The organism is Paenibacillus sp. CAU 1782 (assembly GCF_054551715.1).
The window spans coordinates 52,793-76,993 of record NZ_JBTOLL010000022.1; the positions used below are offsets into that span (position 1 = coordinate 52,793).

A 24,201-nucleotide genomic window follows, 5' to 3' on the forward strand; every position below is an offset into this window, starting at 1 on the left:
GATCCTTTGGTTCTAGAATTGCATATTTTCATTTTTTGTGGTTGATTAGGCCGGATGTAAATGTTACAGAACATGGAAAAATAAACACTTTCCTTGATGTAGCAAGGAAAGGCTTCGCATAGCAGAACGATGATATATGACATAAGATTGAGGAGGGGAAGGCTTGAGGCAGCTATTAACTGGTTTAATAGGGTTGAAGATACGCGCCGGCGATGGCTTGCAAGAGCTGGGACATCCGGAGATGTTAAGCACCCCTCTTTTCTATTTGGCACACCCCGGCGAACGACTGAGGCTTATGGATTCGAATTATAAGTTCAACGTCGCCACCTACGCTGCGGAGATAAAAGATCGTTGGATTTACACCTATGATTATGCCCCTGACGAAAGCTGGACGGTTTACCGTCAGGATTTAAGCGGCGGCAGCTACAGGCAGGATGATTATATATTTTCAGAGCGTGTTTACTTCCGTGTATGTCTGAGAAAAATGAACGGGACAGATTTTGAAGGTTCTGAGGACCTTGATGGCATCCTTTCCTTCGAAACAACCCCAGCAGCCCCCCCGGTTGAAATGAAGCCGTGGCTAAGAAATGAAGTGGAACGAGTTTCTAGTCGTGTTAGGGATATTCGAAAAAAAAATGATCTTGCCTTTGTGCTAATGACCGACACTCATTATACCGTAAATGGCACTTGGGAGGATACGTCTTCTGCCATCCAACAACTCCATAAAGAAACAGAGCTCGACGGAATTGTTCACCTGGGTGATTTTACGGATGGGATGGTCACACGTGACGTAAGTCGCCATTATGTAGAGCAAATTTTGGATGACTTAAAAAAATGTAAGATTCCACTATGGGCTGCAATCGGAAATCATGACACAAACTATTTCAGGAATAATCAAGATCGCTTCTCCTTGAAAGAACAGTCCGAGCTGTATTTAGGCAGAGATGAGCCGAGATACTCGATTGATTTTGAAGCATCTAAACTGCGATTTATATTCTTAGATTCCTTTGATCCGGATGAAGCACTGCGTTATGGATACAATCCAACGTGCATCCAGTGGCTAAGCAAACAACTCGAGGATACACCTTATGATTGGCAGGTTATCATTTTTTCTCATCTTGCTCCTATTAGCCGTTTACAATATTGGGCGAACGAATTGCGCGGCGAAAAAGAGTTGATGGGATTGCTAAAGACTCATGCCTGCAAAATACTTGCTTACATAAACGGTCATAATCACGGCGACTTATTGGACAATGAAGAAGGCTTACCCATCCTCTCTATCGTTAACTCAAAGTGCGAGGCATTCACGGAGTATAAGCCAGATGCCTTTATCACCCCTGATCGTAAGCTGGGTGAGCCTTCGCAAGAAGCATTTGATGTTATGCTTGTTAACACCGAGAAAAGGCAAATTCGTTTTGTGAGGTTTGGCGCGGGTAAGGACAAGATCGTTGCACAGGGAAAGGCGGAGTGGCTTCAATGAAAATATGGGGTCATCGTGGAGCATATTCCTCCGCGCCAGAAAATACGCTCACTGCTTTTCAATTGGCAGCACAGATGGGTGCTGAAGGAGTAGAACTGGATATCCAGCTTACCAAGGACGGGGAAATCGTCGTCATTCACGATGAAACCATTGACCGGACAAGCAATGGGCAAGGGTGGGTGAAAGACTTTACCCTGTCTGAAATAAAAAAACTCAACTTCAATAAAAGCGGCCGCACTGAGCCGCTCTTTATGGAGGTGCCCACGTTAGCAGAAGTACTGGAGTTGCTAAATCCGACGGAATTGTCTATCAATATTGAGTTAAAAACAGGTGTCATCTATTATGATGGAATTGAGTCTATTGCGTTAAAACTAGTAGAAAAATACGGAATGTGCGATAGAGTTATTTGGTCGTCATTCAATCACTACTCTATACAGAATATTAAGCGGCTTGAGCCATCATCAAAAACGGCGTTGCTATGCGGCGGAGGCATACTGGTCACTGGCGAGCAATGCGAAAAGGTTGGAGCTGAAGCGCTGCATCCCAGCATTCACATGCTTCGTTATCCACCGCTTGTAGATGATTGTCGTAAGCGAGGTATATTGATGCGACCCTGGACGGTAACGGAAATTGAAGATCTTATGCTTGCAAGAGATCTCGGAGTAGATGCGGTGATGGTTAACCGAATTGATTGGGCGAAGGATGCTTTGACATATGGGATTTAAACGCCAGTTAGACAATATAAAAAAGGGCCCGCTCTCTTCAGAGGATTTAAGAGCCGTTCAACTCATACAAATTGAAATGTTAGCGGAAGTAGATAGACTTTGCCGTCTGCATAGCATTAATTATGCGATGATTGGAGGCACTATGCTTGGCGCTATCCGTCATAAGGGCTACATACCGTGGGATGATGATGCGGATATCGGTTTGCTTCGGGAAGAATACGAACGATTCCGCAAGATATGCGAAACAGACTTAGACCATGACCGATTTTATTTTCAAGACATGAGGGCAACTCCCGGTTACCGTTGGGGGTATGGGAAAATCAGACGTAAAAACACTTATTTTCTTAGAGATGGCCAAGCTCACATGCCCTATGAATCCGGAATTTTTATCGATATATTCCCTTTCGACAATGTGCCTGACGGAAAATTGGCCGCGAAGCTTCATAATCTTCATTGTACGATTATCCGAAAAACACTATGGTCTGAAGTTGGCAAAAAGACAGATGCAAGTCCCTTAATGCGTGGTATGTTTTCGTTGCTTAGCCTAATACCGCTTGAAATGGTCTCGAACCATCTGCAGCGTTTCTCTGAAAGTAGCAACCGCAGACAGAGTGAGCGTGTAAGAGTAATTACTTTTCCTGCTCGCGATCACGTGAGTGAGGGTAGACGTGAGTGGTACGTAAAAACAGTAGAATACCCATTTGAGAATATAAGTTTATTGGGGGCAGAAAGTGCCGACGAATACTTAAAACATAAATTCGGCGAGTATCGAGCAACACCTCCGGAAAGTGAAAGGAAATCGCACCCTGTTTCTCACTATAAACTTTTAGATTAAAAAAGGAGTAACAACCATGGAAAGAGCAATTATATATGGTGCTGGCCCGACTGGAAAGTCCGTATTCGAACACATTCAAAAAAAAGATATAAGATGTATAGCTTTTATTGACAACGATCCGAATTTGCAAGGTAAAACAATAGATGGAATACCGGTTATAACCCCTAGCGATATTGCAACACACCATTATGATAAAGTTTATATCGGCACAATAATGGATATCGACTTATTAAGACAACACCTTATTTCAATAGGAGTGTCTGAAAACAAAATAGATGACAGTTTCGTCTCCCTCTCATATAAAGCTCGGATTGCCTTTTTAAAATCTCAGGCAGAACTAATTAAAGATAGTGAAATAGAAGGTTCCTGTGCTGAATGTGGCGTGTTAAGCGGCTCCTTTGCCAAAGTAATAAATGAAACATTCCCTGACCGAACGTTATATCTATTTGATACATTTGAAGGCTTTGATCAACGCGATATAAGTATGGAATTAACTAATGGTTATTCAAACTCCCAAGCTGGTACTTTCGGTGGGTTTACATCTGCCGATGCTGTTATAAAATCTATGCCTTTTCCAGAAAAAGTGGTCATTAAAAAAGGCTATTTCCCAGACACTACAGTAGGAATTGAAGATACCTTCGCATTTGTAAATCTTGACTTTGATTTATATAAACCTACTTTAGCAGGTTTAAACTTTTTCTATCCAAAACTTTCAAATGGCGGAATATTGTTAATTCACGATTATTTCTCTATTCGTTTTAAAGGCGCCAAACAAGCAGTTAACGAGTTTTGCAAGAGCAACGCCTTAATTCCAATTCCAATTGGCGACTTATCAAGCGTAGTAATCGTTAAAAATGTTTAAGCCATTGCAGCTAGAACTTCTGAGAGCCGGGAGAGTGTTGCTATGTTAAACGAGACATTAAGACAATACTATGAAAACTCTCCATGGAAAGATTCAATTTTCTGCTGGTATCCCTTTGATGAAAAGGTTACCTATGAAATAGTAATGGATCCAAAAGACCTATCCGTCGAGGCTCTGGTAGCTTACAAAAAAAGACTAGGCGCTCACGGACGGTTGCTCTTGGTGTATGAGAATCCTTTTGCACTACGATATTGGGCAGGCGAACGAGCAGCAAACACTGGAGAGCCCTACGATACATTGTTTGGCCGGGGCAATCACCCGCTCCCAAGTAAAGCAGAACTTCAAACCCGGTTATGTCTTGCTGGTTTTGAGGGGCAAAAATGGTTTTATCCATTAACGGACCATTACTTTACACGCGAGGTCTATTCAGAAAATTACCTTCCTAATGAGTTTTTAAACCAACGATTTATTCCGTATATAAGAAATGATGAATCCTTGCAATTCGACGAACGCCCCCTTTATCGAGAGGTTATTCGGAGCGGAGCTTTTGAGTTTATGTGCGGCGCTTATTTTGTAGAGGCAAGGGTCTGTTCCGATGATCCGCCGTGCATTGTAGATTATGCGGCAATTACCATATATCGCGAGCCATCCAAACGCTTTGCCACAACGGTACGGGGGGATGGTACAGTTCATAAGACTCCCCTTCATCCCGACGGCAAGGCAAGCCTGCTGAGAATTTTGAGAAATCACGAGGAGCTTGCTGCTCTAGGCGTCAATGTAATAAATATGAAAATGCAACATGATTCGTTAGTTATGCCGCGGTTGGAGTTGCCCACGCTCTGGGATTATTGGGCTCAGAAACTTGCGAATGGCACATTTGATCCAAACGAAATGACCGCTCAATTTGATCGGATTCGAGAAGCCATTATGATAGGCGGACAAACTGGGAAATGCTTCTGGGAGCTCGTTCCGGCAAATTGTATTTATAATAAAGAGAATAATGAGCTGATCTTTATCGATCAGGAATATTATTGGGAGCATGCATCGCCAGATATTGCTGTTACAAGGGCATTATGGGCACTCCTCTATTCACCGGCGTTTGGCAGCGATTCTCGCAGGGATACCTGGCTGGAGCTTTTAAAAGAGCGGTATGGCTTAACAGATCGGTTTGATCTTTTGTCGGAACAAGCCGACCTTCAGACGCGAACCGAAGTATTCGGTGAGGCTACGATGCCGCTTGAGCTTGAAACGGAGCATGCAATTGTCAATATTGCTAATCGACGTCGCTACAATAAATTCCTTCCTATTATAGCTAAGCTATATGAGCTGGGATATAGTCGTCCGGCTATTTATGGATTTGGCCAGCGTGGAAAGACATTAAAACGTGTGTTTATCGATCACGAAGTCAATGTACCAACTGTTATTGATAAAACACTGAATAATAATAAGAATATTGAAGAAGTAATACTAACCAGCAACTGTGACGTTTTAATTGTAAGCATCCTTAAAGGCGAAGAAATCAAAAATGACTTAAGCGGGAAAGTAACCGTACCTATTTATACCTTAGGAGAATTAATCGGTGAATAAACTAGATGAGTTACAGGCAGTAGAGCTTGATATTCTAAAAGAATTTACAAGAGTCGCCAAGCAAAAAGGGCTTGCTTGGTTCGCTATGTTTGGAACTCTTCTTGGTGCGGTCCGTCATGAAGGGTTTATCCCTTGGGATGACGACATTGATATTGCTCTGCCGCGTAAAGAATATGATCGCCTAAGGCTTTCGCCGCATTGGTTTAGTGAACCCTATTTCCTGCAGACACCACAAAATGATCCTGCTGCAGCTCCTCGCTTTATAAGGCTGCGGAGAAGTGATACAACGGTTCTAATGAATTTTCCCAATGGACAAACTCGAGGAGGTCATATGGGGGCGTATATTGACATTCTTCCCCTCGACGATATGCCAGACGAAGATGCCGCTAGTTCTGTTCAGGAAATAGCACAAAAAATACAGCTTCAAATGTTGGCTACTTCTTCCCTCGACGAATGCGGAGGAGACGATATCCCCGAGCATAAAAAGGACTTTTGCTTCGGAGCCGGCGGAATAGCGGGGCAATATGATTTGCTAGCCAAGCGATATGAGCTGTTCTGCTCCAAGTATGCGGATCAGCCATGTTACTCGATCCCCGTTCTGGGAGGAGAAAATGGCAGAAGAGTTTATGACAAGGAATGGTTTACAAGTAAGATCGAAATGAATTTTGGTGATATAAAGGTTCCGGTACCTGTAGGTTTTAATGAAACGTTGATTACTTCCTACCCAGACGGACTACACGAGCCGGATATACATAATCGAAAACCAAAGCACAAGGACCATTGTTTAGTAGATTTAAGCCGCTCATACAGAGAATATGTCCGTCGCTACACAGACATGCTTATTGATATTGAAGGTAAAACAGTATATATTTTCGGTGCTGGCGATAGTCTTAGGATTTGGATGGAACGTTATAGTCACGGCTTACATGTTGCTTGTGCATTTGATAATAACAAAAGCACTTGGGGGAGTCTGGCATACGACGTACCGGTACGTGCTCCTTTCGAATTACCCGAACTGGTAGACAGGAATTCTCGGCTTATTATCGCAAGTATTTACCACAAGGAAATAGCCACCCAGCTAGAGGAAATGAATGTAACCGACTACTACTTTTTTATTGATGGATTTAACTATAAGAGGTGTTTAAACAATGCAGAGTAAAGTGAGCATGGTTGTACCTTGCTACAACAAAGTAAATGACATTGGGGCTATGCTGGAAAGCGTAATTGCACAGGTATGGGATAACATAGAACTAATACTCGTCAATGATGGTTCAAGCGATGGCACCCGAGAAGTGATCACCGAATACGAGCCCAAAATTCGTAACCGGGGATATGAGCTTATTATCGTGGATCAAATAAATGCAGGATGTTGCGCAGCTGTGCATGCCGGCCTAATTAAGATAACAGGAGATTACTTCTGCCTTGTTGACTGCGATGATAGTATCGAACCAGAGTATGTCTCCAAAATGGCTGGTTGGTTGGACGAGCATGAAGATTATGAATGGGCCGCTTGCTCGTACAGGCCATATTTGATACAGAACGGAAATGTTATACCTCAAAAAGTTGTTTCAAGCGCTAACATGGAAAATAATGACCAACTACTAGTCCATCATCTACTAAGAAAAGTTATTACTACTTCATGGATATATATGTCCAGGATGAGTTATGTAAGACGCTGCCGACTGATAGAGAATTTTTGTGTCGAGCGGAAAAGGACGTACGAGCCTCTATTTGCGGTGCCGTTAATGCTTGGTAACGGAAAACTAAAATGCTTTAGCGAGGATCTGTATAGATACAATCGGTTTGCAAGCGATCTATATTTCTTTGATACATTTGAAAAACTTGAAATGTTTTATAATGACTATTCTTATTTATATAAGTGGAGCATCGAACGTGCCGATATTCCACAAGCGGAAAAGAATAAATTATTGGCATTGGATGGTTATGGGAAATCAAAGGATTACTTAAGCCAATTAAACAACTTTGACCCCAATCATCAAGCTATGCAAAATAGAGAGCAGCACTTGGATGCATATTCCATAAAGGCAACGTCTTTAATTGACGAATTATTCCACCCCAAACCACGGCTGGAACCCGGATATTTCAAATCAAAACAGTATATTGAGTTAATGCATATTTTCGATTCCATTATTTTGGAAAATCAACAGAAAGAATTGAAACCGTCGGCTAATTCACGTATTTTCGCTTACGGAGCGCTTGGAGTAGTCGCTGAAAATCTATTACCGATGCTTACGGATACTAGATTAGAGCCCGATTATTATTGGGACATTTCAGCCGAACCTGAGACTTCTATTTTAGGAAAAACGGTCACCAGGCCCAATTTTGATGATCTAAAGAAAGATGATATTATTCTTGTTTTACCTAAATCACCTCAAATATATCAATATGTACAACAAAATTGTGGTTATGCACAAACAATGAATGCAGATGATATTTGGCTATATATCAATAAAAGCAGATACTCTAACGAAATTCCATCAAATTGCAAATTAGTTTATTAGTTACTTAACTTTCGCAACTTAGAGAAAGTGCATCATTATTTGACATGTTGGGGGCTAAACAATATGTTATCAACAGATACAAATAAACGATGGCGTACAGGTTATATCTCGGGTGTCTTCGATATGTTTCATATTGGGCACCTTAATTTAATTCGCCGTTCCAAGGACCGGTGTGACAGGCTGATTGTTGGTGTTCTTACAGATGAGCTGGTAGCCAAGCACAAAAATAAATGGCCAACCATACCTCTTAATGCACGCTTACAGATTGTAGAAGCACTCAAATATGTAGATGAGGTTGATGTCACTACAGAACCCTTGATAAATAAACTTGCCGCATTAGAAAAGTACCGTTTCGATGCAATGTTTAGTGGAGATGACCATGTTGCGGATGGGTGGGCACATGAAGAAAATAAATTAAAAGCATTAGGAGTCGACCTGGTATTTTTCCCATACACCAAAGAAATATCAACCAGTAGTTTGCAAGAGATTACTCTTCCCCCTAAAGCTTTAGAGGCCGATATAGCAAAAAAAATAGATGCTGGATTTCAATACTTGTTTCCCTTTGATAAGGTGAATAAAAAAGAGCGAATCATTATTTATGGAATTGGCAAGGTAGGAGAACAATATTTTCGCCAGCTTTCCGCTTTGAATTTCTGCGAAATTGTTGCATTTGCAGATACTTATGCAAAATCTGGAGATTTGTTCAACGGAAAACGTTGTTTTACCCCTGAGGAAATACGTTTAGTCGAGAATGAATATGACCGTATCATAATTGCTTCTACAGTTTATCATTCACAAATTATATCGCTTTTACGTTCACTAGGAATCGGACCGGGGAGAATAATATGAAAAAAGTGATAACTTACGGGACATTTGATTTATTTCATGAAGGCCACCGTCGATTATTGGAGCGTGCAAAAGCGCTAGGCGACTACCTTATCGTAGGCGTTACAACTGAACAATATGACATTCAAAGAGGAAAAATGAATGTTGTTGACTCCCTAATGCGTCGTATTGATAATGTGCGAAGCTGTGGCTATGCCGATGAAATAATTGTGGAAGATCATGAAAGTCAGAAGATTGGAGACGTTCAAAAGTTTAACATTGATATTTTCGTTGTGGGCTCCGATTGGCGCGGCACATTTGACTATCTAAATGAATATTGCGAGGTTGTATATCTAGAAAGGACAAAAGACATTTCTAGTACAGAACTGCGAATTGAACGAAACAGAACCATCAGGCTTGGTATCGTTGGTAGCGGCCGAATAGCAGAGAGAACAATGGATGAAACGAAATTTGTTAGCGGCATATCTGTGACATCGGTATTTAACCCGCGCTTAAGCAGCGCTAAAGCCTTTGCAAATCATTTTGAACTAGCTAAGGCATTTGATAACTATGAAATGTTTCTTGATGAAGTTGATAGTATTTATATTGCCTCGCCTCACGAAACCCATTATGAATATGCCCGTCAGGCTTTGTTGGCAGGAAAGCATGTGCTTTGCGAAAAACCAATGGTTCTGCGTGAAAACGAAGCGCGTGAGTTGTATGAATTGGCACGGCAAACAGGCCTTGTACTAATGGAAGCTATCAAAACAGCCTATGCTCCTAGCTTTCTCAACCTCCTTGCAATTGCAAAGAGTGGGCGGATCGGAAAAATATATGATGTGGAAGCCACATTCACAAAACTTATACCGAGAGACCCTGATGTCCGGGAATATCACTCCGTAGTCGGAGGCAGTTTTACTGAACTGGCGAGCTATAATTTGCTGCCCATTATGAAGTTGTTGGGAACAAAATTTAATGATGTACGGTTTGATTGTTTTAAAGATTCAAATGATGTAGATATCTATACAAAGGCATATTTCCGCTTTGACGATGCAATTGCTACAGTCAAAACCGGTATAGGTGTGAAAAGCGAAGGACAGTTAATTATTTCCGGAACTAAAGGATATATCCATGTTAAATCACCTTGGTGGCTGACTAAAACATTTGAGGTATGTTACGAAAATCCGGATCAAAATGAAAGCTTTTTCGCACCTTTCCCGGGATATGGAATGCGCTTTGAACTTGCAGACTTTGTTCGAAATATAAGCGAGCCAGCGAGGCGCAATTACAAATTAACTGCCGAAGAGTCCATCTCAATGGCGAGGGTTATAGAGCAGTTTTTGAACATAAGAGGGAATGAATCCTGATAGACTCGCAATTACTTATCTATAGATAACAGAGCGGAAACATTACAATTGAATTGGGATTGTGGCTTTGGCACAACAACCTCCTGAAATTAACAGGCATCTACCTCGCTACATGCCTACAAAAGCAGGCACACAAAAATACTGGGCGGAAAACTTTACGTTTTCTCGCCCAGCCCTTTTATTTTAATGGATTTTTGAATAGCCCAATCCGCCTTCTGCTTGACAAAAATTTTCAACACTATATGTGATTGTTTTTTTCAAAATTCCATGCATCCCGACACATAGAAAGTATATCGCGCTTTGCCATCCACATCAATTCGCTTTGCGCCTTTGCAACATCTGCATAACACAAAGGGATGTCGCCAGATCGCCGTTGAGCAAACTCAATAGGCACTTCTATATTATTTGCCTCTTCAAAGGCTCTTACAAGTTGTAATACACTTGTGCCACGCCCAGTACCCAGATTAAAAACATGAGAACCTCTTTTCATATGGTGCAAAGCCGCCAAGTGGCCCTCCGCAAGATCTACAACGTGAATATAATCGCGAACACCGGTACCATCTATAGTAGAGTAATCGTTTCCGAATATAGTCAGCTTTCCTAGCTTCCTCTTAGCTACTTGAGTAATAAAAGGCATCAGGTTGTTGGGCACACCCCGCGGTATCTCGCCTATTAAGCCACTTTCATGAGCTCCTGCTGGATTGAAATACCGGAGGATGGCCACACAAAGTTCAGGCGAGGACTGAACAATGCTTCTTAATATTTGTTCGCTCATAGCCTTTGTTTCGCCGTATGGATTCGTAGGAGGTAAAAGGCTCATCGATTCGACAAACGGCACCTGGTTGCAGCCGTATACGGTTGCCGAGGAGCTAAAAACAAGTCGGTTTACACCATATTTCTCGCAAGCTTCAATTAGAACTAATGTACCGATGACATTAGTTCTGTAATATCGGGCTGGTTGTTTTATAGACTCACCTACAGATTTTAGCCCAGCAAAATGCATAACAGCATCTATATGGTGATCTGCAAATATTTTATTAACAGAACAACTATCTGTTACATCAATTTGATAAAAGATAACCCCTTTACCAGTAATTTTTTGTACAGCTTGAATATTTTCAATTCTGCTGTTGCACAGATTATCTATTACAATGACTTGATGCCCCGCCTGAAGCAGAGCAATCGATGTATGACAACCTATATACCCTGCCCCACCCGTTACCAGAACATTCATTATCGTTGTCCTCTTTCAAGTTTAGTTCTGCCTAGTACCTTGACCGCGTAGCATTTTAGAATTACCCTCTTAAGTAGAAGTATATGGGAGGGTTACCAATGTACAAAAAATATACGATTGAACTGAGTGCAGAAGAGCGAGAGCAGATTAATCGGTTTGTGCATGACAATAAGACTTCCAAAGGGATCCGCAATCGCTGCCTCATTTTATTATTGGCTGATGAGAGCCAAGGTCCGATTCCGAAGCAGATTGAAATTGCCCAACGTGTCGGTGTCAGCGACGTTACAGTCCATCATACAATTAAAGACTATTGTACGCATGGCTTGGAATCGACACTTCACTATCGGCAGCGTCCTAATCCCGGTCGTCCTGCTGCAATTACCGGCGAAGAGGAAGCTCGCATCATTGCACTGGCATGCTCTGAGCCACCATCCGGATATGCCCGCTGGACGGTACGCCTTCTGACAAGTCGTGTGGTAGAACTGGGCATTATGGAGTCCGTTGGACGGGAAACCATTCGCCAAACGTTAAAAAAACGAAACTTAAGCCTCATTTAAAAAAGCAATGGTGCATACCTGCAAATGCCAATGCTGAATTTGTCGCCCGCATGGAAGACGTGCTTGAAACCTACGCGCTTCCGTATGATCCCGAAATCCCGCTCATTTGTATGGATGAGCAACCTGTGCAACTGCTTGATCATTCTCGCCCGCCAGAGAAGATGAAACCGGGAAAGGTACGCCGGGAAGACTATGAATACGAGCGTAAAGGCAGCTGCACCCTGTTTTTATTCACAGAACCTTTGGCCGGTTGGCGCCATGTTAGTGCCAGCCAAAGACGAACCAAATTGGACTGGGCAGAGCAGGTCCGCGAGCTACTTGAGGTCCATTATCGAAGTGCCAAGCGCATTCGACTCGTTATGGATAACTTGAACACACATACCATTTCGTCGCTGTACGAAACGTTTACGCCTGACGTAGCTCTCTCGTTAGCTAAGCGTTTGGAGATCCATTACACTCCTAAACACGGGAGCTGGCTAAACATCGTTGAAATTGAACTGAGCGCAATGACGATACAATGTCTGCACCGCCGAATTAGCTCAATTGAACAATTACAGCAAGAAGTAACGGCTTGGAAAAACAAGCGCAACCAGGATCAAAAATCGATCCAATGGCATTTCACAACAGAGCAAGCCAGAGGCAAATTAAAGCACTTATATCCTAAAATTTGATGCGGTCAAGGTACTAGGCTGCTAAGGCACCAGTTCAAGATAAGGCCCTCATTAATGTAGCATCGACCGGGATAATATGCTTAAAGCCCAAATAACTCAATCTCTGAAAAACCTCATATTGGTCGCGTTCTTTAATAGCGACAAGGACGACGTAATCTTCTTTAAAACTCGCTAATGTGTCTATTGCTTTTACAGGAAGACCCATTATGTCCAATGGGCTCTCAGGTGAAGATACCGCAAAGCATAGCGTGCGACTCGATTTCTTTTCATCCACGAGATACTGCATAACTCTTTGACCTATAACACCTGCGCCAAAAATAATATTCCCCGAAAAACCCTCTATCGTTTCAAAAAAAATCTTTCTATACATTTGCAAACTCAGGTTTGAATTAATCCACAATCGTTCATCTTTGCTGTCTTTGGATGTTCGCACGTAGAAAGTATCCCGGTCCTGAATGATAGCATGCAAATCGCTAATTTCAAGTGGAGAAAAAAAATCTTCGTTTATTAAGTCACGCTTTTGATCAAACTTCAGTTCTTTTTCCATCTTTAACAGGAACGCATATTGGAATGGAACAGAAAGTCTTTCGTAATTCCACCTATAATTCTTATACTTTACAGCAACATTAATCTCATGCATTCGATTTGAAGCGTCCGGCAATTCGGACAAAAATCTCTCAATTTCGGCATGCTCATCACATACGCAAAATATTTTTGATACCGAATTTATAGAGGAACCTAAGTTATCAATTCTATAGTACAAAAGCCCTTCATCCGTTAAAAAGGCTCGTTTTGCTAAAGCCCATACCTTAAACATAAAAGCTGTGTCCTGATAAGAAGCACCTGGCGTTTCGTTGAATGTAATTTCATTTTCTTTAAGAAAACTTGTTTTGTATATCCCGCTCCATATACTCGCAGTGGTAAGAAAAACAGCCGGATAGTCAGAGGGTGAAAAACAGATATGATAAGGACACCTATCTAAGTTCTCATTCAGAGTAAATGATTTCGGATGGCTCCTGTAACTAAAATAATTAGACTTCACAACCTCTACATCATTGGCATGAGCAATTTTATATAGCTTTTCAAACATGTCAAGCGCAGCAAAATCATCGCTCTCGATAATCCCAATATATTCACCGGTTGCACTCTTTAAGCCTTGGTTCATAGAATGTCCATAACCCGTATTCGGCTTGTCAATAATCTTAATCCGCGTATCCGCTGCAGCATATTCTTGAAGAAGTTGCAGTGAATTATCAGTTGAACCATCATTGATACAAATGATTTCAATATCCCGCAGAGTTTGATTAACAACGCTTTCCAAACATTGTTGCAAATATGGCTCAACATTAAAAACGGGAATAATTACCGATATTTTTACCATAAGGTCTCCTATATCAAAGTTTCATTTTTTTATCTAAATTTAGCCCGGTGAATAATATAGCTATATACCCAAACTCATATTTCTTCCCCTAATCCCGCCAGTTAAATCTCTTATTACTTAAGGCACAAGGCCTTCTAATTTTTTGTTAATTCTCTAATAAATAACAATATATTGTCAGCAAGTTTTTTTATTGCATTAGCATTCAGGTAAAATGGCTCGCAGCCATGCACGAAGTGTTTGTCAGAATAATTTATTTCTTCAGGAATACGAACTACTTTAATCCCTGGAAGATTGTCTTTAAAAAATGAGTAATAATGGCTTAAAATAATGTTTGCTTGATATACATTATTAAATGAATAAGTCATTTCCGTATTTTTGTCTTGATAATTTTCACATAAATAGGATTCTACTAGAATAATTCTCTCTAATGAAAATTTCCTTTTCAGGAGGTCAATCATCATCAAACAACTTTCTTCCCACAACTCTTTACATTCATTACTGTCACGCCGTATAACCGTAAAATCGCGTACAGAAAATGAACTTTGGTCCAATGCCTCACTTCTCGTTACAAAGGAATGATTTATTTTCAAAATATCATATCTTTCTTCCAGGAAGTCGAGCACAATGTAATCATTCTTGCTGCTCTCTAAGTGTTTAAATGTCTTTTCAAAATCCCTTCTCATCATATTGGTCCGAAAGGCATTCGTATGTTTCATTTCAAAGACATGCTCTTCTGACATGAGCGAAATGATACTGGAAAACCCATAATAAGTGGTTTCTTTTTCCGCTATATCAAAATCAAACATAAGATATTGCGCTAGTCTGCTTAAATTGTAGCTTCCCCATACCCATATTTTTTGTTGATATACACGCGCATTATCATCAAAATACTCTTGAAGCACATGCTTGAAACGCGATAATTCTTGTTGGTATTCTTCCACTTCCCACACTTTCTTGACTCGTTTCAAACCATATTTCATATTCAGAAAAGCAAGTGTGGCCAATTGATCTTTATTTGATTCATATATATTAAGTCTTTTAAATTCATTAATTAGACGATGGAATACCTCTGGGTATTGTTTTACATACTCTAAATTATTCATTATGCTTTTGCCGGTATTCACTCTATAATAGTACAATGACTTTTCTACAAAAACTGTGCTAGATGCTAGCCTATCCAATATTGGATAGGTTGCTAAATCCTCGTAAGCACCGAAGGGCATTTTTATATCATATTCGGTAAATAGGTTCTTATTAAATAATCGTCCCCACATATGAGGAAGTAGAAGGTTGGAGGCGGCTCCGCTTTTTTTAATGTTCCCTAATTCTTTTTTACTCTCATCAAACTCTTGGTAATCGCACGTACAAATATCAACATGTTCTCGTTCCATTTTTTCATACATAATCTTTATGAAATCATTGTCTATCCAGTCATCAGAATCTATAAATGTAATATATTTGCCCTTAGAAAGCTGAATTCCACGGTTCCTTGTCAAACCCAATCCGATATTACTATGCTGTACATAGGAGATCCTCTCATCCTTTTGAGCCCACCATTCACAAATACTCCCTGAGCTATCTGTGGAACCGTCATTAAGAACAATCACTTCAATGTTTTGATAACTTTGACTGCATACCGATCCTAGACATTGATCTAGATATAATTCAACGTTGTAGACAGGGATAACAACGGTTATCAAACAGTCCTCTTTAACACCCACCTTATCACATCCAGTCTAGCTTGCCGAAATTAAAATTTGATAATATTTTTAAAACCAAGTTCTTCTAACTTTTCATTTACTTTCTTCTTATACCTCGAAGAAATCCCCAATAGGATAACTACTTCATTTTTATAAGGAATTAAATCATTAATACCAACTACTGGATGCCCCATTAAAAACTTTTTATTAAGTGACACATCAGATACCGCAAAGCAATAAAGAGATTTATCATTTCTATTTAAGAGTTCTAATATATCTTTTGCTACTATCCCAGCGCCATATATAACAACTTTTGAGTGGATTTCTATTTGTCTTACTTTCTCTTCATTCTCTAATAAACCAAGCATAGCCGTATTTCCATTGTTTATATTTGAAATAAAGAGGGAAAACAACTGTCTAAAGTTTTGATGCGATGATGCAATTTTTTCAATATCTTCGATAGCAACATCACCATTTATTTTGAGGTAAGTGTTTTTTAAACTAGTAGAGAGACGAAATAGGTAATCTGCGATAGACTGGTTTACAATATTATTAAATTTTCGCTTTTCCCAAAACATTATGATCTCACAATAGCAAATAAAAACACCTATAAAATTTTTACGAGAAACTGCGGATGTAGTAATAGATTGCTCACGTATACGACGAATAAAGTACTGCTTTTTCAAACAGGATACTCTATTTGCATTAATAAGTGTTAAAAATGAAAATAATTCATCTTCATGAATAATATTTTCATAAAAACTAAAATTATTTTCTTTCAAATAATCTCGTCTCCAAAATTGACGACAAACACTCGCTACCCAATCCCTGTTTGAAATCAAATGGGTAAATAGTGCAGTTCCTGATGCAACATCGGGACAGAGCACATTAAACTCCTCTTTATAAGAATGGAATCGTGTATTAAGTTCTTTATTTTCGAAGAGTAACTGCGCTTCAAAATACACAATGTCCAGGTTCTTTTCTTCGGCATGTATAAACAATTCTTCTATAGCATTTGGAACGATTAAATCATCCGAATCAAGAAAATACACGTATTCCCCTCGTGCATGTGCTAATCCCTGATTTCTTGAATATGATAATCCCCTGTTTTCAGGACTATCAATAATCACAATTCGATTATCCATGTGAGCATACTTTCTTAAAATATCAAGTGAATGGTCGGTAGAAGCATCGTTTATACAAATTATTTCAATATCCCTGAATGTTTGATGTAGTAAACTATTAAGGCAGTCTTTTAAATACAATTCAACATTATACACCGGTACAATAATGGATACCTGGACAGCAGAATTCCTTTCCATAATAATCTCCCTCCTCCCCAGGTTTTTCAAACAGCTTCAACTGTTCGACCTGATAAGGAACCAAACAATTGAAATTCTTGAGCGTTAATCGGAAGAACATTTTTAAAGTTTAGTTCGCTTAATTTATGCGAAATCTCACTATGTAACCCTGTATAGGTAGATATAATTACCAACGCATCCTCTTTAAAACCTGTTAGTTCAGTTATCAACCTTACAGGAATGCCCATAACTTCATTGGGATTATCTACCATTGATGAAACGGCAAAATAATTCATGTTTATTTTTCCAACATCTTTTAAATATTTTGCTACCTTTACGCCCAAGCGTCCTGCTCCATACAAAATAATTGTGTTGAATGATTGTGTATACTTTAAAAATTGCTCCTCTTTAATCTGAATATTACTTGTAAAGGTATCTATTTCATCAGTTTTCAGAAAATAGTTTAATTCTTGCACATCTAAATTGTCAGATAATAACTCCAAATCGATTGATTCATTTATTTGTATCGCTAAAGAAAGTAAATCCTTATCCCCTTCAGCTATGTACTTATAAATAACGGGATATAGCGTTTCATAGCTATGATTTAATATAGTCCTGTGTACTTTATTTAATTTATTTTCTCTAGAAAACTTTAATAAACCTAGCACACCACTAGCCCAGTCTAGAGTTTTCTTAGGTGTAAGTTCAACTGCTTTGTGGCCTACTCTATAACAGTAAACAACGTTGGGAATAGCGTAAAATTCCTCGGCACGTGTCAAAGCTTCAACCAAAAAAGAAACATCCTGATATCTTGTGTACGTCGGAAATAAAATATGTTCCCTTTTCAAAAGATCAACATTATAAATGTACCTGGAAAAAGCATATGGGTACTGATATTCACTAAAGTTCATTCTATCTTCATTGGTGAACGTATAACCCTTTCGCCATCCTGTAAAATAAGTAGTTAAAAAACCTTCTTTAACTTGGCTGAAAGAGCCTCCACAAATTAACACATTTTGCTCCTTTGCCTTAACATATAACAATTCCAATACATTCTCATTAGGATAGTAATCGTCGGGGTCCATAAAAGCAACAAATTCCCCCTTTGCTAAAGCTAACCCTTGATTTCTTGCATTACCAACACCTTTATTTTCCTGATCAATTACAATTAAATGTTCATATTTTGATTGGAAATGTTTTAAAATACTTAGCGAATGATCTGTCGACCCATCATTTATACAAATAATCTCAATTTCATTCAATGTTTGGGATAATACACTCTCTAAACAGGTTCTTAGATACTGTTCGACATTATAAACAGGAATAATAACAGTTAATTTTAATCGCTTAGTAAGCTGCACCAAGCTCCCCCCTGACATTAGAATAATATATTCAAACGTTATTTTTTTTATTGTCCTATGTAATAATAATGTTACCTTCCCCGAAAAAAATCTGCACCGCCTTGTACAGGAAAAGAAACGTAATGTTCTTTACCTGCACCAAATTACAATTGCGACTACAAAATGAGTTTCAGGGAGGCTCGTTCACGATTTAAAAATCATATAATTGTTCTATGTTTTTTATTTGTTTTTTTATATCATAACCCTTATCAATTATAAATTGGTCAACATTATTTCTAACATATCCATTTGAATAAAAAATAATTCTCTCGACCCACTTATCAATTTCCAAAGGAATAAATTCAATGTTCTCTGTTACTGCCACCTCATTTGTGACATTTGAGCTTGATAAACACTTCACACCAGACGCCTGGGCTTCGATTAGAGAAATAGGTAATCCTTCAAACCTTGATGGCAATATAAATAGATCTATAGCTTGCAACAAATAATTAACGTCATTACGTTGCCCCATAAATATAACTTTATCACTAATACCATAGTATTTAACTTTATCAAGAATGCGTTGTTGTGTTGATCCAGTACCAATCAACATAAGCCGTACATTTGATTTAATAGTACAGACTTCTCTGAAGATATCAATAATCATCTCATGGTTTTTGGAATACGCAAATCTACCTACATGCCCGATTACAAAACACTTCTCTAACCCCAATTTTTCTCGGTACTCGGTTCTCTTCTCCTTGTTAAAAGAAAATTCTTCTACATTAATTGCGTTTTTGGCTATTGATATTTGTTTTTTTGGAATTTGATTACCAAACAACCAATCGGCAGCCAACTGTGAGCAAGCCCAAAAATCAGTAGCAAAATCACTTGAAAAAAGTTCCTTTTGTTTTTTGTGAACTTCAAGCGCTTTCTCTCTATCCCTATCGTTTAAAATCTCAACCATTGTGCTATGAGAATGAACAATGACTTTTTTTACCCCAAATTCCAAAGCCAACTTCTCAGCTAAAAAACTCTTCCATAGTGTTGTGTGAAGATGAACAATATCATAGCCTTCCTGTAGGACTTGTTTGAATTCCTTAGTAAACTTTTCTTCATCCTCTTCAACTGAACAAGACAAGTAATGTACTTTACAGCGGTATTGTGTAAGTTCTTCTTCAAAATCGAGTTTTTTACTCAAAGTAGCAAAATCAAATTGAAATCTTTCTTTATTTATAAATTCCCAGTTTTTCATAGCATATTGGGTTACTCCACCTCGGGAATTCGCAATTGGAAATTGTAACACTTTAATTCTTTTCATATGCCTCCAACCCATCAAAATAATAATATTTATTCACAATAATTTATACTTTGGGTTTTCATGAGTAATCACAGAGAATAATGAAATTTTATTATTTCTTCACCAGAATAGTAATACAGTCTATGTTTTCCATTCCCCAATCAATAACTTGTTGCTCTAGTATATCAAACCCATTTCTTTTGGCCATTCTTTTAATATCATTTGAAGATATATTTGATCTCCAGTGAGGATTTTCATGAAAATTATCACTTACACTATTCCCTTGTCCACTTACAACACTATTTAGATTTGAATGATGGATAAAACAATATCCACCAGTCTTCAAAATCCTTGAGAACTCACTGATATAAATATCCATCATTTTGTAATTAAAATGAACCATAGCATCCCAAGAGTAGATGAAATCTAACGTCTCACTCTCAATTGATAATGATTCTGGCTCACTTTGAATATAATCAAAATTTCTTTCATTAATAAATCTTTTGGAACAATAGTCAAGAGCATCTCTTGAAATATCACATAAAATAATTTTTTTATATTTATCTTTTAAAATATTGGCAATCCTTCCTCTTCCACAAGCAAAATCCATGGTTGACCATTCGGAGTTAAACATACTATATTTCTCGAAAATGGGTTTAATGTAATTTTGAAATTGACTCATAGCACCGCTTTCAGCATTGGTATAATAATTACTCCAGTCTCTGTCAATCGCTATCCCTGGCAGAAAACATTCATTGTTTTGAGGTACAATTATTTTCTCATCAGGGATAGATAATTCATTTTTAAGGAATTTTTCCATTTCAACTTTAAATGACTGTGTAGCTAAGACTATAAAATCGAATTCAAAACTCATCAGCTCCGCGGGGTTAAGCACCCTTATTTCTCCAGCAACTAATGTCTTTTCTTTAAACTTCTGATCAACACAAGCCTCGATATGACAGTAAGAGAGACTTAGTACTTGCCTTACAAAACTTTCTCCTATATCACCAGCACCATAAATTATAATATTACTATTACTAGGTATTCTATTAAACGGAAATAACTTGATGTTCATGATCCGTCTCTCCTCCAATATTGCTCACTATTTTCGTTAAGGTTTTTATATTTATGCATTATGTGTATCTCTCCTCAATATTTAGTAAAAGACCCCTCATTTATTAGTTTTTACATAAACGATCTCACACTGACACTGCGTTAGCCTCACTTTCAGTATCGCAGCACTAAGTTTAAATATATTATCGGCGAAATCAGAACATTTAATTAGAAAATCAATCATGGATAATACTGGGTTTAAAATATTTCCCCACTCTTACTATGAAATTGCGCCTAGCCTAACAATGGAAGGCTCATAACCCTCTTGAGCCGCCTTTTTATAGCATTCTACCGCCTTCTGAACAGCCCCCGTCACTTCATAAAACACACCTAGATTATGATAGGCCAAATAACTCCCCGTTCCCAGCACACTATCATATTGGTTGTTCTCGCCTATTTCCAGACAAGTCAGGTAGCAGCGCTCTATTTCGGGCAGCAGATCCATATACTTGGCGGTATGCTTCATGATTAGTTCCAAATAATAAAGCCCCGATACAAAATGGATATCGCTATAGTCTTGCCACCCGCTCCTAGCTGAGCGAACGACCTCAAGAACCTCCTCCAGCTTGCCGCACCCTATAGCGGCATAAACGAGGTCTACGACGATGTTAGGGTAAAACCCTGCCCGCGGGTCTCCATGGCGATAAGCCTGCTCCAAATGGCTGTATGCGGCAGAGTGATCTTCCAATCCGCGATACTCTTTGGCGATTTGATAATGATAGTAAGCATTTGAAGGGTCCGTAGCCAGCACCTTCTGCAAAAGCGGGATATTACGCTGCGAGCGCGTATTTTGATAATAACCGTCATGATTATATTCAATACCAACAATGATGCGCGGCAAATCAGAGTTTAACTGCTCATGGATGACGCCTGAATAGCGCAAATGGCTGGGATACAACCGGGATACAAAGCTTTGCGCGTAAGAGTCTCCCTCTTTTCCTTTGAATTTATCAATAATTTTGACCCGGCCGATTGCCGGCTCCCCCTCTATAAACTGGCGTAAGGCTGGACCGCAATCATTGGTAATATAATCATCGGCATCTAGAACCAGCGACCATCGACAGGTCGTTTTGGACAAAGCAAAATTACGCGCGTCTGAAAAATTGTCCGTCCACTGGAAGTCATATACCGTTGCTCCATAAGACAAGGCAATTTCTTTCGTATTATCGCTGGAACCCGTGTCTACCACTACCATTTCATCCACTAGAGGCTTCACGCTCTCCAAGCATCTGCCAATTACAGCTGCTTCGTTTTTTGCTATCATAACCAATGCTACAGTTGTCATAGAGACCTCCGTTTATTTATATATTGAACCGGAAATTCCGCCTGTATTATTCTCTTCTAACCTTGAAATCCTCTCACGGTACCAAATAATAAATGATATAATAATAGTACATTCACTTCATTATACTTTATTTGACCCCCACGAGGAGAAAACATGACCAAACTATTATCGGTTTGTTTAATTGTAAAAAATGAACAGGATGTCCTTGAACGCTGTTTGAATAGTATTCGAAACCTGGCCGACGAAATTATTGTTGTGGATACAGGATCTACCGATTCCACGAGAGAAATTGCTTTAAAATATACTCCCCACATTTATGACTTCAAATGGGTTAATGACTTTTCAGCGGCGCGTAATGAAAGCCTCCGGCATGCCACAGGAAAATGGATTCTAGTATTGGATGCGGATGAATATATTAATCCAGCAGATGCCGAGCAATTCAGGTGGTTTCTACACGAGACGGATACGTTGGACGATAAAGTCTATTCCATCTCGGTTGTTAGCTATCTAGGGAAATCAGTTCAAAATGCCAATATCTCAACCGCTCCTATCCCAAGACTAATCCCTAACGGTCAAGGGATCGTCTATCAGCGCCCCATACATGAACAGCTTACAGATAAAAATGGCGAGGCATTGGCGGCTTATACGGCCCCCTTCACCGTTTTCCATACGGGTTATTTGCAAGAGATGCTGGATTCCCGTAACAAATCGGAACGCAATCGCCAGATCTTCACTGCACTTAAAGAAAAAACAGGTTTTACACCATATGACCACTTTACCATTGGTAACGAACATGCGGTTAAAGGCGATTTTAAAAAAGCATTATACAGCTATGAAAGAGCATTAAGCAAAGCCGAATCAAACAACCCATGGCGTTGGAATTGTGCTTTCGACATGGTAAGCATCTATGCCAAACAGGACCGCTTGAGCGAAGCATTGGAAGTCGTTAATCGTATTTTCTCCACCCATCTGCAGTACCCGGAATACTATTGTTTGCTTGGGCTTATTTACGAATATGCCGGTCTGAACTCACAAGCCCGGCTTAATTATTTGGCCGCTTACGAAAAGGCGGACAAGTTATCTCAAACCCAGGATACTTTCTGGCTTGTTAACCCTGAGTATGGAACAACCATTCCTCTCATCAAAATGGTTCAATTAGCCCAAAAAGAAAATAACTTGACTGATCTTGTACACTACTCAACCAAGCTTCTGCAGATTAATCCCTATAATTACCCATATTTATTGAATCTCTTAGAGGTATTAACAGTCTCCGACACAACCGAGTCCATTATCGGACTTATGGAGAAGCTATATCCCGAAAATAAACAAAGCGATTACTTTATGCTATTAAGAATATCCATTGGGTTGGGGCAACTAGAACTGGCCAGTTACTATCGCAACAAATTACACGATCAAATTACCGTGCTGGCTAACGACGAAATGAAATGGGCTCTTCTTGAGCAAAATCAAGATCGATTCACCTCCGCAGTCCAAACACTGCCGCGACCGGTGAACGGTCAAGAAAGTATCCTTCTTCTCTTTTTAGGTTCTCAAGTTTTTGGCAGTCCCAATCTGGTCGCCAAGGAAACGATTCACCCTAATTTCCATTCCTACCTGGAACAACTAAACACCATTAACAATTCGGCTATTCAGGATGAATGGATACATCAGCATTCGGCCATCATCTTTACTTACCTATCTGAATTGCTTATTTTGAAACAATATGACTTGTTTGACTCTGCGATTGGAAAGTTTCAGCATCCAGTCATAATCAACCTGTTGGCTGGTTATTTCTATCGGGTCGGCCGTACAGATTTAGCTATTGATTACTTCAATTTATTAGCAGATTGGGATAGCCTTAATGCGGTTAACCATGCCAATTTTGCTATTCTCCATTTCAAAAATAATTTGGTAGCAGAAGGAATTCCATGGCTCGCAACAGCGATTGAAATAGAACCGCAGAACCGCGAATTCTATGGATTACTGTTTACGTGGTGTCAGGATCAAGACACACTGAAGGAGTTCAAAAAACGTTATCTTTCTTTATCCTCCCATCTTGCCAAAATGCCAGCTATTCTGAAGCTATAGCAAAAACACAAAGTCTCTGCCCGATGCA

General features: G+C 39.3%; 19 protein-coding genes and 2 pseudogenes. 13 read left to right on the forward strand and 8 right to left on the reverse strand.

Going from position 1 to position 24,201, the window contains the following annotated elements:
* Nucleotides 1-163 precede the first annotated feature (163 nt).
* The 10 genes and pseudogenes from ACX93W_RS24860 to ACX93W_RS24905 all read left to right on the forward strand — a co-directional run.
* Nucleotides 164-1,480, forward strand: a complete 1,317-nt coding sequence (locus ACX93W_RS24860; RefSeq protein WP_459395066.1) for a metallophosphoesterase family protein — start codon at nt 164-166, stop codon at nt 1,478-1,480.
* Nucleotides 1,477-2,205 (forward strand): glycerophosphodiester phosphodiesterase, encoded by a 729-nt coding sequence (locus ACX93W_RS24865; RefSeq protein ID WP_459395067.1) that lies wholly within the window; start codon nt 1,477-1,479, stop codon nt 2,203-2,205. The genes ACX93W_RS24860 and ACX93W_RS24865 overlap by 4 nt, the downstream gene beginning before the upstream one ends.
* The gene (locus ACX93W_RS24870; RefSeq protein ID WP_459395068.1) at nt 2,195-3,040 is read left to right on the forward strand and encodes a LicD family protein; all 846 of its coding nucleotides are present in this window, start codon (nt 2,195-2,197) and stop codon (nt 3,038-3,040) included. The genes ACX93W_RS24865 and ACX93W_RS24870 overlap by 11 nt, the downstream gene beginning before the upstream one ends.
* 16 nt (nt 3,041-3,056) lie before the next feature.
* Nucleotides 3,057-3,902: a TylF/MycF/NovP-related O-methyltransferase gene (locus ACX93W_RS24875; RefSeq protein ID WP_459395069.1), complete on the forward strand. Its 846-nt coding sequence runs from the start codon at nt 3,057-3,059 to the stop codon at nt 3,900-3,902.
* Between the two features lie 42 nt (nt 3,903-3,944).
* The gene (locus tag ACX93W_RS24880) at nt 3,945-5,489 is read left to right on the forward strand and encodes a hypothetical protein (protein WP_459395070.1); all 1,545 of its coding nucleotides are present in this window, start codon (nt 3,945-3,947) and stop codon (nt 5,487-5,489) included.
* A complete protein-coding gene (locus ACX93W_RS24885) occupies nt 5,482-6,648 on the forward strand; it encodes a LicD family protein (RefSeq protein WP_459395071.1) in 1,167 nt (388 codons plus the stop codon). The genes ACX93W_RS24880 and ACX93W_RS24885 overlap by 8 nt, the downstream gene beginning before the upstream one ends.
* Nucleotides 6,638-8,011: a glycosyltransferase family 2 protein gene (locus tag ACX93W_RS24890; RefSeq protein ID WP_459395072.1), complete on the forward strand. Its 1,374-nt coding sequence runs from the start codon at nt 6,638-6,640 to the stop codon at nt 8,009-8,011. The genes ACX93W_RS24885 and ACX93W_RS24890 overlap by 11 nt, the downstream gene beginning before the upstream one ends.
* Nucleotides 8,012-8,074: 63 nt before the next feature.
* Nucleotides 8,075-8,860 carry an adenylyltransferase/cytidyltransferase family protein gene (locus ACX93W_RS24895; protein ID WP_459395073.1) on the forward strand — a complete coding sequence of 262 codons (786 nt, stop codon included), beginning with the start codon at nt 8,075-8,077 and terminating at the stop codon, nt 8,858-8,860.
* Nucleotides 8,857-9,228: pseudogene (locus tag ACX93W_RS24900) on the forward strand (adenylyltransferase/cytidyltransferase family protein); the annotation flags it as partial. The gene ACX93W_RS24895 and the pseudogene ACX93W_RS24900, both read left to right, overlap by 4 nt.
* A gap of 30 nt (nt 9,229-9,258) precedes the next feature.
* Nucleotides 9,259-10,203 (forward strand): annotated as a pseudogene (locus ACX93W_RS24905) (Gfo/Idh/MocA family protein); the annotation flags it as partial.
* A gap of 238 nt (nt 10,204-10,441) precedes the next feature.
* Here the strand turns inward: ACX93W_RS24905 and galE are convergent.
* The gene (galE, locus tag ACX93W_RS24910) at nt 10,442-11,437 is read right to left on the reverse strand and encodes a UDP-glucose 4-epimerase GalE (protein ID WP_459395074.1); all 996 of its coding nucleotides are present in this window, start codon (nt 11,435-11,437) and stop codon (nt 10,442-10,444) included.
* A 98-nt stretch (nt 11,438-11,535) separates the two neighbouring features.
* Between galE and ACX93W_RS24915 the strand changes: the two genes are divergently transcribed.
* Nucleotides 11,536-11,994 carry a helix-turn-helix domain-containing protein gene (locus ACX93W_RS24915; protein ID WP_459395075.1) on the forward strand — a complete coding sequence of 153 codons (459 nt, stop codon included), beginning with the start codon at nt 11,536-11,538 and terminating at the stop codon, nt 11,992-11,994.
* A 14-nt stretch (nt 11,995-12,008) separates the two neighbouring features.
* Nucleotides 12,009-12,665 carry an IS630 family transposase gene (locus ACX93W_RS24920; RefSeq protein WP_459395101.1) on the forward strand — a complete coding sequence of 219 codons (657 nt, stop codon included), beginning with the start codon at nt 12,009-12,011 and terminating at the stop codon, nt 12,663-12,665.
* Nucleotides 12,666-12,699: 34 nt separating this feature from the next.
* On the opposite strand, the gene ACX93W_RS24925 is transcribed toward ACX93W_RS24920, so the two are convergent.
* From ACX93W_RS24925 to ACX93W_RS24955, 7 genes are all read right to left on the reverse strand, one after another.
* A complete protein-coding gene (locus ACX93W_RS24925) occupies nt 12,700-14,046 on the reverse strand; it encodes a glycosyltransferase (protein ID WP_459395076.1) in 1,347 nt (448 codons plus the stop codon).
* A gap of 134 nt (nt 14,047-14,180) precedes the next feature.
* Nucleotides 14,181-15,767, reverse strand: coding sequence for a glycosyltransferase (locus ACX93W_RS24930; RefSeq protein WP_459395077.1), 1,587 nt, complete (start codon nt 15,765-15,767; stop codon nt 14,181-14,183).
* Nucleotides 15,768-15,796: 29 nt separating this feature from the next.
* On the reverse strand, nt 15,797-17,068 hold the full coding sequence (locus ACX93W_RS24935) for a glycosyltransferase family 2 protein (RefSeq protein ID WP_459395078.1): 1,272 nt from the start codon (nt 17,066-17,068) through the stop codon (nt 15,797-15,799).
* A 26-nt stretch (nt 17,069-17,094) separates the two neighbouring features.
* Nucleotides 17,095-18,408, reverse strand: a complete 1,314-nt coding sequence (locus tag ACX93W_RS24940; RefSeq protein ID WP_459395079.1) for a glycosyltransferase family 2 protein — start codon at nt 18,406-18,408, stop codon at nt 17,095-17,097.
* A 190-nt stretch (nt 18,409-18,598) separates the two neighbouring features.
* Nucleotides 18,599-19,708: a glycosyltransferase gene (locus ACX93W_RS24945; protein WP_459395080.1), complete on the reverse strand. Its 1,110-nt coding sequence runs from the start codon at nt 19,706-19,708 to the stop codon at nt 18,599-18,601.
* A gap of 91 nt (nt 19,709-19,799) precedes the next feature.
* On the reverse strand, nt 19,800-20,762 hold the full coding sequence (locus ACX93W_RS24950) for a class I SAM-dependent methyltransferase (RefSeq protein WP_459395081.1): 963 nt from the start codon (nt 20,760-20,762) through the stop codon (nt 19,800-19,802).
* Nucleotides 20,763-21,020: 258 nt separating this feature from the next.
* Nucleotides 21,021-22,085 carry a glycosyltransferase gene (locus ACX93W_RS24955; protein WP_459395082.1) on the reverse strand — a complete coding sequence of 355 codons (1,065 nt, stop codon included), beginning with the start codon at nt 22,083-22,085 and terminating at the stop codon, nt 21,021-21,023.
* A 153-nt stretch (nt 22,086-22,238) separates the two neighbouring features.
* On the opposite strand from ACX93W_RS24955, the gene ACX93W_RS24960 reads away from it, so the two are divergent.
* Nucleotides 22,239-24,173, forward strand: coding sequence for a tetratricopeptide repeat-containing glycosyltransferase family 2 protein (locus ACX93W_RS24960; RefSeq protein WP_459395083.1), 1,935 nt, complete (start codon nt 22,239-22,241; stop codon nt 24,171-24,173).
* Nucleotides 24,174-24,201 lie beyond the last annotated feature (28 nt).

Excerpts from the sequence above, each read along its gene's own strand:
- ACX93W_RS24875 (WP_459395069.1), top strand. The coding sequence starts at position 3,057 with ATGGAAAGAGCAATTATATATGGTGCTGGCCCGACTGGAAAGTCCGTA.
- ACX93W_RS24880 (WP_459395070.1), top strand. The coding sequence starts at position 3,945 with ATGTTAAACGAGACATTAAGACAATACTATGAAAACTCTCCATGGAAA.
- ACX93W_RS24890 (WP_459395072.1), top strand. The coding sequence starts at position 6,638 with ATGCAGAGTAAAGTGAGCATGGTTGTACCTTGCTACAACAAAGTAAAT.
- galE (WP_459395074.1), bottom strand. The coding sequence starts at position 11,437 with ATGAATGTTCTGGTAACGGGTGGGGCAGGGTATATAGGTTGTCATACA.
- ACX93W_RS24960 (WP_459395083.1), top strand. The coding sequence starts at position 22,239 with ATGACCAAACTATTATCGGTTTGTTTAATTGTAAAAAATGAACAGGAT.
- ACX93W_RS24870 (WP_459395068.1), top strand. The coding sequence starts at position 2,195 with ATGGGATTTAAACGCCAGTTAGACAATATAAAAAAGGGCCCGCTCTCT.
- ACX93W_RS24935 (WP_459395078.1), bottom strand. The coding sequence starts at position 17,068 with ATGGAAAGGAATTCTGCTGTCCAGGTATCCATTATTGTACCGGTGTAT.
- ACX93W_RS24955 (WP_459395082.1), bottom strand. The coding sequence starts at position 22,085 with ATGACAACTGTAGCATTGGTTATGATAGCAAAAAACGAAGCAGCTGTA.
- ACX93W_RS24925 (WP_459395076.1), bottom strand. The coding sequence starts at position 14,046 with ATGGTAAAAATATCGGTAATTATTCCCGTTTTTAATGTTGAGCCATAT.
- ACX93W_RS24950 (WP_459395081.1), bottom strand. The coding sequence starts at position 20,762 with ATGAACATCAAGTTATTTCCGTTTAATAGAATACCTAGTAATAGTAAT.
- ACX93W_RS24895 (WP_459395073.1), top strand. The coding sequence starts at position 8,075 with ATGTTATCAACAGATACAAATAAACGATGGCGTACAGGTTATATCTCG.
- ACX93W_RS24865 (WP_459395067.1), top strand. The coding sequence starts at position 1,477 with ATGAAAATATGGGGTCATCGTGGAGCATATTCCTCCGCGCCAGAAAAT.
- ACX93W_RS24945 (WP_459395080.1), bottom strand. The coding sequence starts at position 19,708 with ATGAAAAGAATTAAAGTGTTACAATTTCCAATTGCGAATTCCCGAGGT.
- ACX93W_RS24915 (WP_459395075.1), top strand. The coding sequence starts at position 11,536 with ATGTACAAAAAATATACGATTGAACTGAGTGCAGAAGAGCGAGAGCAG.